17 protein-coding genes are annotated in these 18,840 nt (G+C 35.3%); 8 read left to right on the forward strand and 9 right to left on the reverse strand.

The window, feature by feature from the left end; genetic code table 11:
• Positions 1-62 precede the first annotated feature (62 nt).
• Positions 63-791 carry a ribonuclease III gene (gene rnc / locus ACZZZI_RS12490; RefSeq protein ID WP_316755814.1) on the forward strand — a complete coding sequence of 243 codons (729 nt, stop codon included), beginning with the start codon at positions 63-65 and terminating at the stop codon, positions 789-791.
• 350 nt (positions 792-1,141) lie between these two features.
• Here the strand turns inward: rnc and ACZZZI_RS12495 are convergent, their stop codons facing one another.
• Positions 1,142-1,855, reverse strand: a complete 714-nt coding sequence (locus ACZZZI_RS12495) for a hypothetical protein (protein ID WP_463489597.1) — start codon at positions 1,853-1,855, stop codon at positions 1,142-1,144.
• A gap of 373 nt (positions 1,856-2,228) precedes the next feature.
• On the opposite strand from ACZZZI_RS12495, the gene ACZZZI_RS12500 reads away from it, so the two are divergent.
• The 3 genes from ACZZZI_RS12500 (at position 2,229) to nadD (ending at position 4,333) form a co-directional block, all read left to right on the forward strand.
• The gene (locus tag ACZZZI_RS12500) at positions 2,229-3,092 is read left to right on the forward strand and encodes a YicC/YloC family endoribonuclease (protein WP_316756829.1); all 864 of its coding nucleotides are present in this window, start codon (positions 2,229-2,231) and stop codon (positions 3,090-3,092) included.
• A gap of 69 nt (positions 3,093-3,161) precedes the next feature.
• On the forward strand, positions 3,162-3,731 hold the full coding sequence (gmk, locus tag ACZZZI_RS12505; RefSeq protein ID WP_316755819.1) for a guanylate kinase: 570 nt from the start codon (positions 3,162-3,164) through the stop codon (positions 3,729-3,731).
• Positions 3,732-3,760: 29 nt separating this feature from the next.
• On the forward strand, positions 3,761-4,333 hold the full coding sequence (gene nadD, locus ACZZZI_RS12510) for a nicotinate (nicotinamide) nucleotide adenylyltransferase (protein ID WP_316755821.1): 573 nt from the start codon (positions 3,761-3,763) through the stop codon (positions 4,331-4,333).
• A 208-nt stretch (positions 4,334-4,541) separates the two neighbouring features.
• On the opposite strand, the gene ACZZZI_RS12515 is transcribed toward nadD, so the two are convergent.
• A complete protein-coding gene (locus tag ACZZZI_RS12515) occupies positions 4,542-5,321 on the reverse strand; it encodes a nucleotidyltransferase domain-containing protein (protein WP_463489598.1) in 780 nt (259 codons plus the stop codon).
• Between the two features lie 32 nt (positions 5,322-5,353).
• Complete coding sequence (locus tag ACZZZI_RS12520) at positions 5,354-6,055, reverse strand: SAM-dependent methyltransferase (protein WP_316755825.1); 702 nt, start codon at positions 6,053-6,055, stop codon at positions 5,354-5,356.
• A gap of 279 nt (positions 6,056-6,334) precedes the next feature.
• Between ACZZZI_RS12520 and ACZZZI_RS12525 the strand changes: the two genes are divergently transcribed.
• On the forward strand, positions 6,335-7,933 hold the full coding sequence (locus ACZZZI_RS12525; protein WP_463489599.1) for a DUF6600 domain-containing protein: 1,599 nt from the start codon (positions 6,335-6,337) through the stop codon (positions 7,931-7,933).
• 42 nt (positions 7,934-7,975) lie between these two features.
• On the opposite strand, the gene ACZZZI_RS12530 is transcribed toward ACZZZI_RS12525, so the two are convergent.
• Positions 7,976-8,605: an HAD family hydrolase gene (locus tag ACZZZI_RS12530; RefSeq protein ID WP_316755829.1), complete on the reverse strand. Its 630-nt coding sequence runs from the start codon at positions 8,603-8,605 to the stop codon at positions 7,976-7,978.
• A gap of 79 nt (positions 8,606-8,684) precedes the next feature.
• On the opposite strand from ACZZZI_RS12530, the gene ACZZZI_RS12535 reads away from it, so the two are divergent.
• The 3 genes from ACZZZI_RS12535 to ACZZZI_RS12545 all read left to right on the forward strand — a co-directional run bounded on the left by ACZZZI_RS12535 (position 8,685) and on the right by ACZZZI_RS12545 (position 11,198).
• Positions 8,685-8,912, forward strand: coding sequence for a YtxH domain-containing protein (locus ACZZZI_RS12535; protein ID WP_316755832.1), 228 nt, complete (start codon positions 8,685-8,687; stop codon positions 8,910-8,912).
• A 63-nt stretch (positions 8,913-8,975) separates the two neighbouring features.
• Complete coding sequence (locus ACZZZI_RS12540) at positions 8,976-10,376, forward strand: MBL fold metallo-hydrolase RNA specificity domain-containing protein (RefSeq protein WP_424056518.1); 1,401 nt, start codon at positions 8,976-8,978, stop codon at positions 10,374-10,376.
• A gap of 135 nt (positions 10,377-10,511) precedes the next feature.
• Positions 10,512-11,198 (forward strand): class I SAM-dependent methyltransferase, encoded by a 687-nt coding sequence (locus tag ACZZZI_RS12545; protein WP_463489600.1) that lies wholly within the window; start codon positions 10,512-10,514, stop codon positions 11,196-11,198.
• A gap of 47 nt (positions 11,199-11,245) precedes the next feature.
• Here the strand turns inward: ACZZZI_RS12545 and ACZZZI_RS12550 are convergent, their stop codons facing one another.
• From ACZZZI_RS12550 to ACZZZI_RS12570, 5 genes are all read right to left on the reverse strand, one after another.
• Positions 11,246-14,026 carry an outer membrane beta-barrel protein gene (locus ACZZZI_RS12550; RefSeq protein ID WP_463489601.1) on the reverse strand — a complete coding sequence of 927 codons (2,781 nt, stop codon included), beginning with the start codon at positions 14,024-14,026 and terminating at the stop codon, positions 11,246-11,248.
• A 213-nt stretch (positions 14,027-14,239) separates the two neighbouring features.
• A complete protein-coding gene (locus ACZZZI_RS12555; RefSeq protein ID WP_316755838.1) occupies positions 14,240-15,316 on the reverse strand; it encodes a DUF5694 domain-containing protein in 1,077 nt (358 codons plus the stop codon).
• Between the two features lie 177 nt (positions 15,317-15,493).
• Complete coding sequence (locus ACZZZI_RS12560; protein ID WP_463489602.1) at positions 15,494-16,699, reverse strand: M28 family metallopeptidase; 1,206 nt, start codon at positions 16,697-16,699, stop codon at positions 15,494-15,496.
• A 41-nt stretch (positions 16,700-16,740) separates the two neighbouring features.
• Positions 16,741-17,658: a DUF6607 family protein gene (locus ACZZZI_RS12565; RefSeq protein WP_316755843.1), complete on the reverse strand. Its 918-nt coding sequence runs from the start codon at positions 17,656-17,658 to the stop codon at positions 16,741-16,743.
• 13 nt (positions 17,659-17,671) lie between these two features.
• Entirely contained in the window at positions 17,672-18,832 is a 1,161-nt protein-coding gene (locus ACZZZI_RS12570; protein WP_316755845.1) for a PepSY-associated TM helix domain-containing protein, read from the reverse strand.
• Positions 18,833-18,840: the final 8 nt, after the last annotated feature.

Below are 18,840 nucleotides of genomic sequence, written 5' to 3' on the forward strand. Positions count from 1 at the left end.
TAGTTAAAAATAGATAACTTAGTTAAATATGCTAATTAGCCGTTAATTGTGTTATTTATTTAATGCCGATATTAAAATTATATAAACTTTATCTCTCTCCCGAAAAGGAGTTTGTTAAAAAGCTGAAGAATATTCTTGGGTTCGTCCCAGGGAATGTAACGCTGTACAAAATGGCGTTCAGGCATCGTTCTGTTGCTAAAGTTTTAAAAAATGGCAGTCGCAGCAGTAACGAACGGTTAGAGTTTTTAGGCGATGCTGTTTTAGGTTCTGTAATTGCCGAATTGCTTTTTAAACATTACCCATACAAAGAGGAGGGGTTTCTTACCGAAATGCGCTCCAAAATTGTAAATCGAGCTAACTTAAACCAGTTGGCTAAAAAAATGGGTTTCGATAAATTAATCCAATTCGATCAGCGTTCTGTAAGTATCCAAACTAAGCATAATTCTATGCTTGGAGATGCTTTTGAAGCGATTATTGGGGCAATTTATATGGATAAGGGCTATAATTTTACCAAAGAGTTTTTATTGCGTAGAATTGTAAAACCGCATATCGATATTCATACTTTAGAGCTCACAGAAACTAATTTCAAGAGTAAATTAATTGAATGGTGCCAGCGCCATGGTAAGGATATTATGTTCGAACTTGTTGAAAATGGCGAAGGTGAAAGCAATAAGCTATTTACAATAAGCGCTGTAGTTGAAGGTGAAAAAGTAGGTACTGGTAGAGATTACAACAAAAAAAATGCAGAAAAACTTGCTGCAGAAAAAGCTTGTGAAGCGCTTTCAATTTAAACCAATCACTTTCCTATAATTTATTAGTAAAAACTTGCATTATCTCTCAGATTCGATGGAGGATTCTGAGATCGATAACCTAAACTTGGTTGAGGTAAAGCAAAATCACTTCGAAATAAAATCGAGTATTAAATTCAAATGGCTACAACAAATTGAATTTGAAGGTTATATATTTTTTTCAATGATTATCCATGTTTTTATGCTGGCAGCTGGGAAAATGCTAATTATAGCTGAATGGATTAAAAATAAAATTCAGAATAAGTTAAGACCATCGGTGGATAGATAGATTGATTGCTCGATTCCACTTGTTTAAATCGACTGATTTTACAGACTTAATTTACCGTACAGAACTATTTTCCTTTCCCTAAGGTATCGGTAAATTTCTTCGATGATTCTTTAATGTATTTAATATAATCATAACTGTTCCAATACTGTGCTTTTTGGAATTCTGGTCTATAATCGACCATGTATTTTTCTAAAGTGTCGCCTCGTAACTCTGTATTGTTTTTAATTATAGTTGGATTAAAATATACATCAATTTGCGATTGTTTAATCTCGTTATCAGCATATCGCCCAAATCTTCTGGCGTTTTTTGGATCTCTGCCAACCAAATTGTATAAGCCATTTAAAGGGTTAAATATGGCAGATAAAAAGGATGATTTACCTCCATTATAAACTCCTTTATTTTGAAATTCTTTTTTTATTTCAGCTAAATCGGCCTTTTTTGTGTTTCCAATAACGGTTACTTCATTTAGCATAGTAGTACCACGAACTAAATAAATCAAAATATCCTGATGGCCAGTAATAACAATTCTCTGATCGTTCATGTTGGCTTTATCGATTAAAAGTGTGTCGCCAACTGATGCTCGAATTTGAAACATACCCAAATCATTACTGGTAACACCAATCCCATTACGAACATTTGTAATATTGGCTATTGCAATTCTTACATTTGCTCCTTTTTCGAAAACAACGCCTTTTACAATAAAATCCTGCGCTTTTGCAGAATAATAAAGGCAGGTAAGCGGGAAAAGAAGCAATACAAATAGGTAACGGGCTTTCATGTCGTATGAGATATTTCGTAAAATTAACAATTGTTAACCAAGTAATCTGTTAAAAAAACGTTAATACTGCTCTGTTTGTTTGTAATCTTATTGCATTTATAATATTGTTTTTTGGTTAAAACGGGTTTTAGAATTTGCCATAAGAACGAGTTTTGTTAAATAGCCCCGATATAAACGAAAATACTTTTGGTAGTAGAAACTGATATATTTCGTTAACGTTAGCTAAAAGATTGTAGTATTGGCGGGACTGTATTTGCCAATAACTACAGGTTTTGCGCTACATCAAATGTTTAAAGCGCCGTGCACATACAAACGGTTTTAGACAGGTTTAAAACTCTTTAAATTTTTCTTACCTTTGCGCATGATAAAATCCATGACAGGATACGGCTTGGCAGCAGCCGATTATGCGAATGCTAAATATAGTGTCGAAATTAAATCGCTCAACAGTAAATTTCTTGAGCTAAATCTAAAATACCCAAAAGCTTTTTCTGATAAAGAATTAATACTGCGTAATATATGTAGTAAAGATATTGAACGTGGGAAAGTTAGCTTAAGCATTACCGTAGAACGTAGTTCGGGTGAGGTTACGGGCGCTAATATAAATACCGCTTTGCTTGCGCATTATTACAATCAACTTATTGCTGTTAACGATCAATTAAATGCCAATAGCAGTAACTTACTGCAAACTGCTTTAACTTTTCCTGAGGTTATTAGTTATAAAGAAGAAAGTGTAAGTGAAGATGAGTGGAATCAGTTATATAAAATTTTTACTGATGCCTTAGCTAATTTTAATAAGTTTAGAGCGGATGAAGGTGCAGTTTTAAAAGCTGATTTGGAATTAAGAATTAAAAATATTCTGTCGTACTTTAAATCGGTAGAGGAATTAGAACCTAAAAGGATTTCTGCAATACGAGATAAGTTTACTCAGTTTTTAGATGATGCTGTTGGTAAGGTTAACATCGATCAGAATCGTTTTGAGCAGGAATTAATTTACTACATCGATAAAATTGATATCACGGAAGAAAAAACACGTTTAAAAAGTCATTGCGATTACTTTCTTCAAACTTTAACGAGTAAAGAAGCTAATGGTAAAAAACTAGGGTTTATTTCTCAGGAAATTGGTAGAGAGATAAATACGATGGGTGCAAAGGCAAACGATGCTCAAATGCAGCAGTTTGTTGTGGGAATGAAAGAAGAGTTAGAGAAAATAAAAGAACAGTTATTAAACGTATTATAAAAAGCTTAAAGCTTAAAGCTCAAAGACTAAAGCTTTGGACTTTCTGCTTTTGTCTTTATGCTTAACAGAATGAAACAAGGTAAATTAATTATATTTTCAGCACCATCGGGAGCAGGTAAAACAACTATTGTACACCATTTATTAAAGAAGTTTCCTAACCTGAGCTTTTCTATTTCTGCTACAACACGCGAATTGAGGGGAGCAGAGCAGCACGAAAACGATTATTATTTCATCAGTAAGGAAGAGTTTTTACACAAGGTTGCCCGCCAGGAATTTGTGGAGTTCGAAGAGGTTTACAATGGCACTTTTTATGGTACTTTACGTTCAGAGATAGAACGAATCTGGAATGATGATAAACATGTTATTTTTGATATTGATGTTGAAGGCGGGATTCGCTTGAAAAGAAAATATGAAGATGATGCATTAGCAATCTTTGTTCAGCCGCCATCGTTAGAAGTTTTGAAAGAACGTTTAAGCGGTCGTGGAACGGATAGTGAAGAAAAATTACAGGAACGCTTTATTAAAGCAGAGAAAGAGTTGCTTTATGCAGATAAGTTCGATGTGATTTTAAAAAACTACGATTTGGCAACTGCATGTGCAGAAGCAGAAAAGTTGGTCAGCGATTTTTTAAATAGCTAAGCGTTTTAAATTCTCAATTTGCAATTAAAATGAAAACTGGGCTTTTCTTTGGTTCTTATAACCCAATTCATACAGGGCATTTAATTATTGCTAATTATATGGCTAACCATACTGAGCTTGATGAGGTATGGTTAGTTGTTTCTCCTCATAACCCATTGAAAGATAAAAGTGGGTTGGGTAATATGTACGACAGGCTGGAAATGGCCAGATTAGCGACTGAAAAGACTGAAAACATTAGGGTTAGTGATATTGAGTTTGCTTTACCTCAACCGTCTTATACCATCGATACTTTAACTTATTTGCACGAAAAATATCCTGAAAAAGAATTTGTGCTGATTATGGGGGCCGATAATTTGGTTTCGCTGAAGAAGTGGAAAAATTATGAAGTGCTGTTAAAAAACTATCAGATTTACGTTTACCCACGGCCAGGTGCACAGGTAAAGGAATGGGAAAATTATCCCTCAATAACCTTTACGAATACCCCATTAATGGAAATTTCTTCAACATTTATCCGCAAGGCGATAAAAGAAAATAAAAGCGTTCAGTTTTTTCTCCCAGATTCCGTCATCAATTTTATCGACGGGAAGGGAATGTACAAATAAGATTTTCCTTTACCAGGTAACTTCTTTTAAATTAAAGGTTTTAATCAACTAGGGTTAGTTAGATGGATTTAATGAACAATATTTTATAAATCTGTCCTGGTTAATTCTGCTTTTTTACTAAAAATTTAGCTAGTATAAGCTGTTGTCCGTTTCATTCCCCAGCAATTCTCGGATTCCATTAGTCGTTAAAAAGATTTTATGAAATTAATTATCTATTCTCAATATCGATAAAATATTCCATTACTTTTTGTTCTGCAATCTTATTTACGGTTATTTGATCATCGAACAGGGTATTTCTGAGTTGCTTGTATAATTCAACAGCGTGTTTTAGGCTAGTTAACAAAGCAAGTTTGTTGTATGAGGGAATGGTATTGATTAAACTTTCTAAATCGCGCTGCTTTAAGTCCATTTCAACTTTTCTAACCGCACGAGGTAAGTTGCCGTTTTTTAGGTGAAGCAAAGGGCCGAAAACTACCATTCTTAAAAAGCCGAAAAAATCATAAGCTTCCATATACTCACCGCGACCAATTTTTAAAAGCGCATAATGCACCCAGGTCCAAAAGCGGTCTTCAATCCATTGGTAATCAGGAAACGGAAATTTTGCCGCAGAATTATTTAAAACAGTTTGAAGTTGGTTATCTCTGTCGAATAGAATTTTGGGATTCTCTATTCTAACTTCAAATTCTTTAAGTGTTATAAACTTGATATCAACATGCAGTAGGGGATTATCGTAAAGACAAATTAAAACTCTTGGTTCTCCAACATGTTCTCCGGTAAAACCAGATATAAAATTGCCTATACTTTTGGCATAGGCAATCCTTTTATCCTTATTATCAGATATTGTTTCTTTGGTAATCAGAATTAGATCAACATCCGAAAATTCATCCAGTTCATTGGTAAGCCAAGAGCCCGCAACCGCTAATCCGATTATGTTTTCATCTTGCGATAAAATACTTTTTGCCTTATTCGCGAATGCTGTTTGAATCATAAATTCAGAAGGCTAAAAATCAAGTTACCAATTTAATACAATAAAAATATAGTCGGTTTTTTATGCAGATCTATTTCTTCTTTGCGCCAGGCATGCACACTTTGTGTTTTAATAAATTCATCAGCTCCTGTTAAATTACTGGCGATGCAAAGTTGCGTATTCGGCTTACAGCTTTTTAAAACTTCTTCTAACATTTGGTTATTGCGGAAAGGTGTTTCTATAAAAATTTGAGTTTGTTTATAACGACTTGCAGATAGATCTAAATCTTTAATGCGCTTTGTACGTTGTTCTTTATCAATTGGTAAATAACCCCAAAAAGCAAAGCTTTGACCGTTAAAGCCAGAGGCCATTAAGGCTAAAAGAATTGAACTCGGGCCAACTAACGGAACCACTTTTATATTGCGTTTATGTGCTTCGGCAACAATATCGGCTCCAGGATCTGCAATACCAGGGCAACCCGCTTCGCTCATTAAACCAACATCTTTTCCAGCTTTAAGCTCAGTAAAAAATTGACCTAAATCGCTTCTGTTATGTTTGCCATAATCGTGAACGATTAAATCTTTTTGTGGAGTTTTTAAGCCTGCTTCTTTTAAAAATCTACGGGCAGTTTTGCTGTTCTCTACAATGTAAGTATCAATCTGATTAATTGTATCAACCAAATAAGGTGTAAAGGTTTTGTGTGAAACCTCTTCTGCCAGAGGTACAGGGATTAAATATAAGGTGCCGTTTTGCATGCTACAAAAATACTTACAATAAATAGAATTTAAGTTTTAAAGTTTGTAAACAATGCAATATAATCTCTTTTGTAAACACTGGTGTAGCAAATTTTATTTCTAATTGACTTATTTTCTGCACAATTATATGAGCTGCAAAACGTTAAATACAAGTTAAATATGCCTTGAAATACAATATTTGGCAGAAAACTGAAAAAACTATGCTTGCATATTAAACCATATATAATTTTGGTTCTCTAATTGATACACACACATTAGGTTATTAATATAAACACACAAATGAAAACACTGAAAACTACGGCACTTGTGCTGGGGCTTTTTGCGCTCCTTGCCGGAACCACCACCTTAGTCAGGGCACAAGGCTATGAAGAAAATTATCAGGATGATGGTTACAATACTGGTAATGTGTCTCTCCAAACTTTTTATGATGAACTTTCTCCTTACGGCACCTGGATTCAGGATCCGCAATATGGTTACGTTTGGCGTCCAGATGTAAATCAGGAAGAATTTCGTCCTTATTATACCAATGGGCGTTGGGCGATGACAGAGTATGGTAATACCTGGGTTTCTAATTACGATTGGGGCTGGGCACCTTTCCACTATGGCCGTTGGGTTATTAATAGCTACCGACAATGGATCTGGTTACCAGATACGAATTGGGGACCAGCCTGGGTAGATTGGAGAAGTGGCGATGGTTATTATGGCTGGGCACCAATGGCGCCAAGTATTAGCATAAATTTAAGCTTCGGTCGCCGTTACACTGTACCTGAATTTTGCTGGAATTTTATTCCTCAATCCAATATTTACATTAATTCGTTCCCTAGATATAACTATGGTAGAAACAATGTTTATATCCGCAATACAACGATAATTAACAATACTTATGTTTACAACAGAAGAAGTTATTATGGTGGACCAAGGATGGAGGACATTAGAAGAGCTACAAATCGTAATGTAACGGTTTACAGGTATTCGCAAAGTAACAGACCTGGAGCAAGTAGAATTGATAACAGATCGGTTTCTATTTACAGACCAAGACCTGAGCGTGGATCAGTAGATAATCGCAGTGCTGCGCCAAGAAAATTTGAGCAGGGTAATGCTGGTTTTAATAGAAGTGGCAGAGGTGATAATAGTTATTCTAACCGTGATCAAAGAGGTGGAAATAACGATAACCGAATTGGACAGAGAGGCGATGATAATAAAGCAACTCAACCCAACAGAGGTATAGATAATCGCAGAGATAATAATAACCAGCCAAATGAAAGAGGTGGAGTTTATAATCGCGATGTGATGGGTAGAACTGATCGTACGAACCAAAACGGTAATGATGCAGAACAGAGAAATCGTCAGATTTCAGAAAGAACTCGTGAGCAAGGAAACCGTGATCAGGAACGTATTCAGCAAATGCAACAGAGAACTCAACAGGATCGTATGAGTCGTGATCAGCAAAACTCACAACGAGAATTGCAATCGCAACAAATGCAGCAACAACGAACACAGCGAGATCAGCAAGCGCAACAGCAACGTTCTCAGCAGGCCGATCAACAACGTCAGCAAATGCAAGAGCAACAACGAACACAGCGAGATCAGCAAGCGCAACAGCAACGTTCTCAGCAGGCCGACCAGCAACGTCAGCAAATGCAAGAGCAACAAAGGGCTCAACGCGATCAGCAAGCACAACAGCAACGTCAGCAAATGCAACAAAGAAATGAGCAAATGCAACAGCAACGTTCACAACAGGCAGAACAACAACGCCAACAAAGAAGCGAGCAGCAACGTTCGGAAGTTAGGCAACAAGCACAACCACAACAACAAAGTAGAGGTGGAGGAGAGCGAAGTAGTGAGGGTGGAAGGCCAACCAGAGGTGGAAGAGGATAAGTTTAAAAGTCCCGATGAAAATCGGGACTTTTTTATTGAATATTATTGACCTGCTGCTTTGTGAAGTTCACTCAAATCACTTCCCCGAAAAGTAGAATTCGCATTGGGATGAAGATTTTCAGGATCTAAAAGAAAGGTTGATAAACCGAGCTCCAGACCAAATTTAATTTCCGATTCTGCATCATCCCCAATTACCAGAATATCGGCTGGGTTTAATCTGTGTTTTTCAATTAATGTTTCAAAAGCATCTTTTTTATTTTGATTAGATGTGGTTACATCGACTACATAAACTTCTTCAAAATCGTCAGCAATGCCAAGCATTTTTACTTTCGTTGTCTGTTTACGAAGAAAACCAGCTGTAACAATAAACTTTTTTCCCTCTAGGTTTTTGATGTAATGATAATCTTGAGATGGACTTAACGGAGCCGTAACTTCTCCGGTCACCAGATATTTTATTGCATTATCAATAGCGGTTTGTTTAAAACCATACTTCGCAGCCACTTTTTGAAAAGGTGTTCGCAACATTTCCTTTTTTGCCAATTGATATTCTTCATCAGAAATACCTAAATCTTCATTTTCTAAAACGCTGTAAAGACCACCCATTAACTGTTGCTCGTTTGGTTTTGTGAAATAAATAGTATTATCTAAATCGATAAAAAAGATATTTTTCATTGTGGATTGGTTTTTGTGTTGTAAAAAAAAATAAAACAGCAAGTGCTAATTTATGTTTAATAATTAAAGAATTACGATTATGACAAAGGAAACAAAAATTATAGTAGGTGTATTAGCTGGAGCAGCTTTAGGTGCAACAATTGCATTAGCATTATCTTCAGATTCTAATAATGAGGTTAAAGATAAATTATCAGATTGGTTTAGCGATCTTTTGGATTCGTCGAAAAGTAAATTATCTGGATTAGCAGACAGAGCTAGCGATGTTGCTGATAAAGTGAAAGATAAAATAACAGAAATAAAAGCTTAAATAATTGGAGATGCCGGAGATATCCGGCATTTTTATTCAATTATAATTTCTAACCACCACTAAATGAAAATTGCCTTTCATGGTGCTGCCCGTACAGTTACAGGGAGTAAGCACCTTATTACGCTCAAAAATAACACTCAAATATTATTAGATTGCGGCCTTTTTCAAGGCATGGGACAAGTTACTGATAAGCTAAATGGCTACTTTGGCTTCGATGCTAAAAAAGTAACCTATTTGGTGCTTTCTCACGCACACATCGACCATTGCGGTTTATTGCCCCGACTTGTTGGAGAAGGCTTTGAAGGTAAAATTTTCTGTACTTCAGCAACAATGGATTTGGCACGTATTTTAATGATGGATTCTGCTAAAATACAAATGCAGGATGCTGAATTTTCTAATCGCCATTTAAAACCTGGGCAGGAAAAAGAAGAACCTTTATATACCGATGAAGATGTTATAAAGGCGGTTAGCCAAATGAAGATTGTGGAATATGAAGAAGATTTCGAAATTGAACCAGGCATTCGTTTACAATTTACAGATGCTGGTCATATTTTAGGTAGTGCAGCCGTTCATTTAACTATAACTGAAGATGGTAAATCAACCAGAGTAAGTTTTAGTGGGGATGTTGGTCGTTATGGCGATTTGCTATTAAAAAGCCCACAACAATTTAGTCAAGCCGATTATATTTTAATGGAATCTACTTATGGCGATTCGCTGCATAAAGATTTAGAGCCTATCGAAAATATGTTGTACGAGATTATTAACAATACCTGTAATATAAAAAAGGGTAAGGTTATTATTCCAGCATTTAGCGTTGGCCGTACACAAGAACTTTTATATGCTTTAAATAGTTTAGAATTAAAGCATAAACTACCGGATGTTCGTTATTATGTAGATAGTCCACTATCATCGAAAGCAACAGAGATTTTGAAGAACCACCCTGAAGTATATAACAATGGTGTAAAGGAAACCTTAAAAATTGATCATGATATTTTTGCTTTTACAGGACTACGCTTTGTTGAAACTGTAGAAGAATCCAAAGCTTTAAATTCCGATCCAAGACCTTGTGTAATTATTTCTGCATCGGGAATGGCCGAAGCAGGGCGAGTAAAACATCACATTAGAAATAACATCAATAATCAAAAGAATACAATTTTAATGGTTGGTTATTGCGAACCTTCATCTTTGGGTGGCAGGTTAATAGCAGGACAGAAAGTAGTCGATATTTTTCACGATGATTATGACGTAAAAGCTGAAGTTCGATCGATAAAATCGATGAGTGCGCATGGCGATTACGAAGATTTGTTAAAGTTTTTATCAGGACAAGATCCTGAAAAAGTTAAGCAATTATTTTTGGTGCACGGAGAATATGAGGTGCAGCAAAACTTCGCCACCCGATTAAAAGAACATGGTTTTAAGCATGTAGCGATACCAGAATATCATCAGGAATTTGAGTTAGATTAATATTTCATGCGTAGTTGAGAAATCTTTGAATTTGAAAATGTTTAAAGATTTCTCCCTTTCGTTTCACTCTGATCGAAATAACGGTTAGCTCTATAATCTCCCTGATCCATCCTCCATTTTTCTTATCTTTGCTTTATGGATGTTTTTGGCAAGGCCCTAATTGATTTCTACGAAAACGGCGAAGCCGATATTCTTTGGCTACATAATTCGTATGACGAACCAGAAGAAATGCCAGTCGATTTTTTCTATCGAGATGACGAAGATATGCCAGTTTTAGAACTTCAGGCTTTGCAGATGTGCACAGGAAAAGTTTTGGATATTGGTGCAGGCGTTGGTAGTCATGCATTAGTTTTACAGGCCTTTAATATTGATGTTACGGCTATAGATATATCAGAAGCTGCGGTTAATATTATGAAAGATAGAGGTGTTAAAAAAGCATTCGTTCAGGATATTTTTACCTACAAAGAAAAATTCGATACCATTTTAATGTTGATGAATGGTATCGGTTTAACAGGAACTCTGCCAGGTTTTAAAGATTTTTTAATCAAGCTTAAAAGTTTAATTAATCCGAACGGACAGGTTCTTTTTGATACATCAGACATTGCTTATTTATATGAGGATTTACCAAAGCCTCAGAATCAATATTATGGTGAAGTTTCTTACCAATATGAATACAAAGGAGAAAAAGGAAACTGGTTTAATTGGCTTTACATTGATCAGGAAACCATAAAGACTATTTCAGCTGAAACAGGCTGGGCCAGTGAGATTATTTTTGATGATGAGGAAGACCAGTATTTGGTAAGACTAACGCCCGTTATTTAATCGGCATACAGAATTCAGGCTCGTGCTTTTAAACAGGAGCCTGAAAGCTAAAATCTGAAGAAGGTATCTTTTCCGCCAACTTTTCCTCCAAAATTTTGGATGTTATAGGTAAAAGTTAACAAACCGTATCGGCCTAAATTATTGTATCTGGTATCGCGAATAGTATTTTCGCTTATACTAACATATCGTCTGGTATTGGTATTTAAAATATCATTGATAGAGAATTTAAGCTGTGCCCGGTCATTTTTTAAGAAAAGATAAGTAAGTCCAGCATTCCAAATCTGAATTTTATTATTAAAGCCTGCCACAGTTTGCGTGTTGTAATTAATGCGATAAGTAGTTTCCCAAACAAGCTTTTTAGGTAAGCGTACAATAAGCTCGTTATCGCTCATGTGTGTAAAATAATTTATGTTGGTAAAATAGCTATCATCATAACGACTATTATTTATCCCTAAATTATAGCTTGTAGAAATTTCAACTTTATCATTTAAATTAAGTTTACCACTAATACGCGGTGTAATGCTTAAAATTTTGGCATAACTGCGAATGTTATTCACTTGTACCAAATTGCGGGTAAAGTTGGTGTAAAAGCCTGTTCCAAGTGTAATTTGCCTTTTATCTTTCTTTATATCTTTACTAAAATTTAAACCTGCATTTAATCTTATAATTCCATCTACATTTATTGGGGTAGAGGCTTGTGCACCTGTAGCACTTATGGTTCTGGCCATAATTACAGCATCGTTATCTATACTTCCGCCGCCCCAAACATTATAATTAAGCGAATTTTTTACATCGTATTTATAAAGATTTAAATTAACCTGATGTGTTTTGGTGGGTACTAAATTCGGATTTCCATTTTGGATGTAAAGCGGATTAGTATTGTTAGCTACAGGCTGTATGTAATTTACATCAGGTTCGCGGAAATTTGGGGTATAATCTATGCTGAAGTCTTTATATCGAATAGTACCTGAGGCCGCTATAAATTTAAAACTTTGGTTAAACGACGGATAACTGGTAAAGCTGTTTTCTAAATTAATCGTGTTGAAAATAATGCCTGGTTGAATTGAAAAATCTTTTGTTATTTTCCATCTCAACGAGGTTCGGGTATTCGTTTTAAAACCTTTTTGATTTACGGTTTGAGAAAGCGTTGGAATTGCAATATCGTAAGCCTGGTTGTTTGGATCTTTGTAAAAAGTAGCTAAAGCATTTTCGTTATTCAGATAATTGCCGTTGCCAGCTATTGTTAAATTAAGTTTCTTATTTAAAATTCTGGTGAAGTTAATGCTTAAATACGCACCTTGATTTTTAATGTTATTATCTCGAAGCTGATCTAGTATTTGAGTTGAATTAGGGTTGTAAAAATTACTGATTGTATTGTTGAAATAATCGGTATAATTATTTCGCTTCATTAAATTTAATGTCGTGTTTATGCTTCCTTTATTCTTTTTCAAGTCTTTCCATAAATTGCTTGAGATCTGATATTCGACATTATCGCCTACAGTTCTAGATTGATTGTAGCCGTTATTTAATTCAATGTTATTAATGTCGCGGGTTTGTGTAAGTAGCAAACCTGCGTTTCTGGTGTTATTTATGGTTACGGATGGTGTTATTATAAACTTATGTAAGCTATCGATTTTAAATTCGCCACGACCACTAATATTATGGCTATATAATTTATTTAATTGATTTTGATTAACAGATGATAACAAATCGCCTGTTCCTAAGCTTTGTCTGCTATCGCTAAGCGTTATGTTTTCTTGATTGCTTAATCCGAAGAAATATTTAAGATTTAATTTTGCACCTTTTTTGGTTAGCGTATTAAAGTTAGCCCCTGCTCCAGCCGAAGTTTGTACGCCGCTGGCAGCACCACCAAAACTAACACCATTAAGAGCAAAACCGCCATCACTATTGACCATCATTGAGTTAACACCTGTTCGCTGCATTCCTCCAATTCTCATAATTTCACTTACAGAAAAGCCCGATTTGTTTACATTATTGCCGTAACCCAAAATACTTACCTGTGTTGTATCTCTAAAGAAATTCATAATACCACCAGCTTCGTAACGGCCATTCGGTAATCCGCCTCCGCCATAAAGTTTACCAAAAGCCCCTTGTTTTATGGCTTTTTTTAGCTTCAGATTAATAACCTGAGGCGTATTTACCGCTAGCAAATCTGGGTCTTGGCGTTTAGCATCTTTATCATCTGATACCTGGATTTTATCAATAATGTTAGCTGGTAGGTTTTTAGTTGCAATTTGTTGGTCGCCTCCAAAAAACTCTTTTCCATCAACTAAAATTTTGCTTACTGTTTTTCCGTTAACTTGTATCGAACCATCGGCCGCTATGGCAACCCCAGGTAGTTTTTTTAATAAATCTTCAACCACTGCCGATGGAAGCGTTTTAAAAGATTCGGCATTAAATTCAATGGTATCTTTACGCACAATAACGGGTGGCCGCTCGGCAACTATGCTTACTTCATTTAAATCATTGGCTTTTGTAGAGAGATATAAAGTGCCAAGATTTACAATTGGGTTCTGCGCTGTCAGTTCAACTTCTTTACGATAAGTACCGTATAGCCATGCTGTAATTATTAACCGATATTTAATGCCTGTTTGTAAGTTATTTATTTTGAAAGTCCCTTTATCATCTGATAACTTATAAGTACTTAGTACACTATCGCCAAGTTTATAAACAGAAACTGTGGAATAATTTAGTGTGGTTTTATGATTAGCACTATCGACTAAAACGCCTAAGATACTGCCGTTTTTTTGAGCGAATAGAAATGTGGTTGTTAATAGGAACGAGATTGTTAATATAAGTTTCTTCATATATAATTGAGGGATAATGCAGTTTTGGTTAAATGACGCAATGTTTAGAAAAATGTTGCATCCATTCTTTAAAAACAACTAAATCTTTAGGTAAAGATAGTTTTGCAACTTTGGATTTGCAAATCGACACAATAAAATTACAATGAGAATCAAAATCAAAATCCCTGGAGCAGGTATTTGCCGAGGGATTTGGATAATTTTTAAAATTACGATTTATGGAAGCTCGTTATAGTTTATAATTTTAACATTGCTGTTTTTTGCTAAAATATCTTCCATCCATTTTCCGTGGGCAGCACCAACACCAACAACGATTCTTTTTGCATTATTCGCCTGTGCCTGCTCAATAATGTTTTTGCACATTCCTTCATTTCTAAGTGTCCATTGTGCAATCATTTCTTTAACCGTTTCAGTAGGGAAACCCGCATATCCATAAAATTTTCGGCCGCCATAAAAGTTCCACAGGTCATTCATTTCAGCATATTTTAGTGTATTCATTCCAGCATACTCATCGGCAGCAAAAGCTTTTTCCTCTTCATTCGAATAAGCGTAATACTTATTAATTGCCTCCATAGTTTTAGCTTCTGCAGAGGCGGGATCTGTTTTTGCTTTTTTCGATAAAATATTGAATAAAGAATCTGTTTTACTCCATGCAATTCCCCAGGGTTTATCGTACGTCTGGCAATCCATGTTATAAATCTGATTTTGGCCAAGTTGGTAAATCAACGGGAAAAATATTTTGTTGTATTCGCTTCCTGGTCTGATGATGCCTATTTTTTTTAATGAATCGATGTTACCAAATCGTTCTGCATACTCTGCTTTTTCTTCCTTGCCAAACTTATCTTTCATATAACTTTCCAATACGAACATCTGGTAATCGAAATTTCCTCTATCCCATTGTTTAGCATATTCCGTCGCTAAATTCATGCGTGTCTTATGGTAATAAGGAAATGATGTTAGTGCTTTTTGGTTCTTTTTAATTAATGAAGATAGGTTTTTTGGGGTTTCAGGATTTAGTTTGTTGATGTAGTTAACTTTTTTTATAAAGGCTGTTTTCGCCCAATGATCATCTTCAAGTTTCGCATAATCTTCGGCAGGTAAGTATTCGCCAAAAACCATATCGGGTTTAAATTTTTTTAACTTATCAATAATAGTTTGAAAGTTTTGAGTTGATTTCGAATTGTCGTGACTTGAACCAACAATTACAATTTCGATTTGATTTTGAGCATTTGATTTTACCACAAAGGCGATTAACATAAAAAATGCCAGACTAAGTTTTTGTATCTTTTTCATAATGAATCTTGTTGCTTATTTGTTGATTCAAAGATGCAGCGCTGATGCGAATGGCTATATTTAATTATCCGAACAGGTTTAAATATTATCCCAATTGGTAAAAGTAGACGGATTACTTGTTGTCAGATGAATAGCGTATTTTATATAACGTTTTTAGACTTTTGTCCTACGAAACGCCTATTTCATCATTCGTTTGTTAAAAGAAATGATTAGTTTAAACAAGTCGTTATACTCCGTTAGTGGTAAGGTTTCAGGTTTGTCAAATACATCATGATAAGCCGTTATTCCGCCTTGAGTGTAGAAGAAAAATGCAGGAACGCCTTTCTCTGTAAAGAAATAATGATCGCTATTTGCTGCTTTTCCTCTCGGATTAATTTTCGAGATCAGTTTCTGTTCTACATTTATTTCATTTAATAAGGTAAAAGCTTTTGGATAAACACTTGCGTTTACAACGGTCATACCACTTTCGCCTGTTCCGACTAAATCGAGATTGATTAGGAACTTAATTTTGCTTAATTCTACTTTTGGATTTTCGACAAAATACCTCGAACCCAACAAGCCGGCCTCTTCTGCCGCGAAGCAAATAAAACCAATTGAATAAGGTTGAGGGTTTTTAGCATAATATTTTGCTAAACTTAATAGCGTTGCAACACCAGCAGCGTTATCGTTAGCGCCAGGAAAATAGGTTTCAGAACCCATGCCGCCTAAATGATCGTAATGTGCGGTTATTAATAATATAGAATCTGGATATTTTGTACCCTTTAAAAAACCACAAATGTTTGAAGCTTTAAAATCCGAAATAAATTTGCTTTCGATATTAATATTAATAGTTTTTGGTATTTCCTTAAAGTTCTTTTTATTAATCTGTATGCTGGTTTGGGTAGACAGCTCTGAGGCTACCGACCAGGTTAATTTATCTTTTAATAAAACTTCTAAATTTGGTAAAGCCTGAAATCTGGTACTATCTATTTTTTTTAAATCGGCTTTTTTATTTATCGATGGACTTTCGTTGTTAACGAGAAAATCTTTTCCTGGAGTAAGTTTTTTGCCGTTAATTTCAATAAGCATTTTGCCTGGAAAGGTATTAACGGGGAACTTGAAATCTTGTTTGTAGCTATCATTCATTGGTAATAAGCCAATCTTGAAGTACTCCTGACTAAGAAAATCAGCTGCTTTAGCCATTCCGCCTTTTGTATAACCTCTTCCCCAAAAGGCTTTAGATGTAAGCGTATTTATAGTTTTTCGAACGTAAGTAGAATCTTGTGCGAAACCATTAAATGATAAAAGAAGGAATATAAATAATAAAGTTCGTTTTGCTGATGAAACCTGCATGGCTACAATTTGCAAATAAATTATAACGATTAAAATAGAAAAGCCGAACAATTTTAAATTGCCCGGCTTTAAAAGGATGTGATCGTAAATAACTATTTCGCCAAATATGGCTGTAGCGCCGTTTTAACTTTTTCTTTATTTTGTGCTGCGGTCCATTTTTCTTTGATAGACTGATCGCCAAGTGTAAATAATGTTTCGTAAAGTAATTTACCGTTAGCCATTGTTTTTACTTTGAAAGTATCGTTTGAGCCAATAACATCTGCCCATACGTTACGAACATCAGCCCAATAGGTATGTTGATTATTCCACCATTTTTGTGCATAAGCAAAAGTTTTAGGATCGATTTTGGTAAACTCTTCATAACCTTTCTCAACGGCTAATAATTTATCGCTTTCTGGTGTGCGAAGTACTTTTTTGTTGTCTTGCTCAAACATCCAACCATCTTTAGTAATGGTAATTCTGCTTCCGCGAGTTAAAACATTATAGTCTTTACGAACAGTAGATTCTCTTCGTGGAAGCGGTGAATCTGTTTCGCTCGACCAAGAATCGTGACCACCAACATGGCTCCAGGTTCCAATACCTTGGTAACGTGGACTATCATCAACCTGATAAACTTTCTGTGTCCACTTACCTTTAACATCAGCAGCAGTTAGATTGCCTTTTTTCCAAGCGTTATCTTGCGTGTAAAGCATAATGTTTGTGTCTTCATAAGTCCAGTCCTGGCGCCAGTGTTTAATCACCGTAGTATCGTTAATGGCTAACATATGCTGAATAACAATTCTTTTTGGCTCATCGACAATAATTTCGGCCCACTCATTACCATGACTTTCGTAAGGCTTGCTGAATTTATATTCTGGGTTGGGTGAAGTAACTTCTCCATAATTGAAATTTACCTCGTAAAAGCCAGCCAATGATTTGATTGCTTTTCTGTCTTGCTCTAGTTTGTCTTGAGCATTAGCACTAACAGTTACCAGGCCTGTTAATACCAGGATTAGATTTAAAATTTTCATAATTATTTGTTTATTATCTGATTGTTGTGGATACTTTCTTTTTTTTCTTATTCCTGCCAATCCATATTAAAACACCTGTAATTGGCATGCTTGCTGCAATTAGGCTGGCAAAAAATGCAATTATTTTACCTGGTAAACCAGCGATAGAACCAACATGGATATCATAATTCATTCTATAAATTTTATCGGCAACTGTTGTGTTTTCATATTTGCCGAAAGCATGTTTAACTTCAATTTCTTTAAGAGTATGCTGGTCGAAATACCTGTAATCAGATTTCCAATAGGTTTCAGGATCTGGGTTTTTAGCAACTTCTATCGATGCCTTTTCGTTTTCAGGAACGTGTACATCAAGGCTGCCTTGAAATTTCGGATCAGCATTTAGATAAGATTCCCAAATTTTATCAGCTGCCGATGGATTTAATTTCAATTTTGAATTGGTGGTCGTATCAGAAAAAGCTTCACTAAATTCCGTTAATGATTTCCCGCCAGAGGTTACGAAATAGACTGATTTCGAAAACCACTGAAATCCCATTACCATACCTGATAAAGCAATAAAGATTATGATCCAGGTGATGTAGAAGCCGAGTACATTATGAAAATCATAATTTACCCTTCTCCATTTTGCATTCCATTTGACGGTAAAACGCTGTTTTGATGCAGCTTTGTTTTTTGGCCACCAGAGGATTAAACCTGATATCAACAGTATAACAAAAATTAATGTAGCACTAGTTAAAATTGGCTGGCCAATATTTGGTGGGAGCCACAAATAGTAGTGGCCCATAATGACAATTCTGAAAAAATCATCATTCATGTTTTTAACCTTTAGTACTTCGCCAGTATATTGATTTACGAAAACGATATAGTAGTATTCGGGTTCGAAATTGTAATAAACAACCTGAGCACTTTTTCCAGGTTGATAGTTAATGCTGTGTGCGTGTTTGTTGGGCAATGCTTTATCAGCAATTGCTTTTAATTGCGTAGGGGGTAGCAGGGCCTTTTTTTGAACTTCAAGATTTCGATAAGGTTGAGTAACATTTTCAATTTCTCTTTCAAAGGCAAGGATGCATCCAGTTATACCCAAAAAGCATACGAATAGTCCTGATGTTAATCCCAGCCATAAGTGGATTCTGCCGACCCAATATTTGAAGGTTTTATTTTTTTTCTTCTCAGACATGAATCCTG

The organism is Pedobacter sp. AC190, assembly GCF_979258025.1.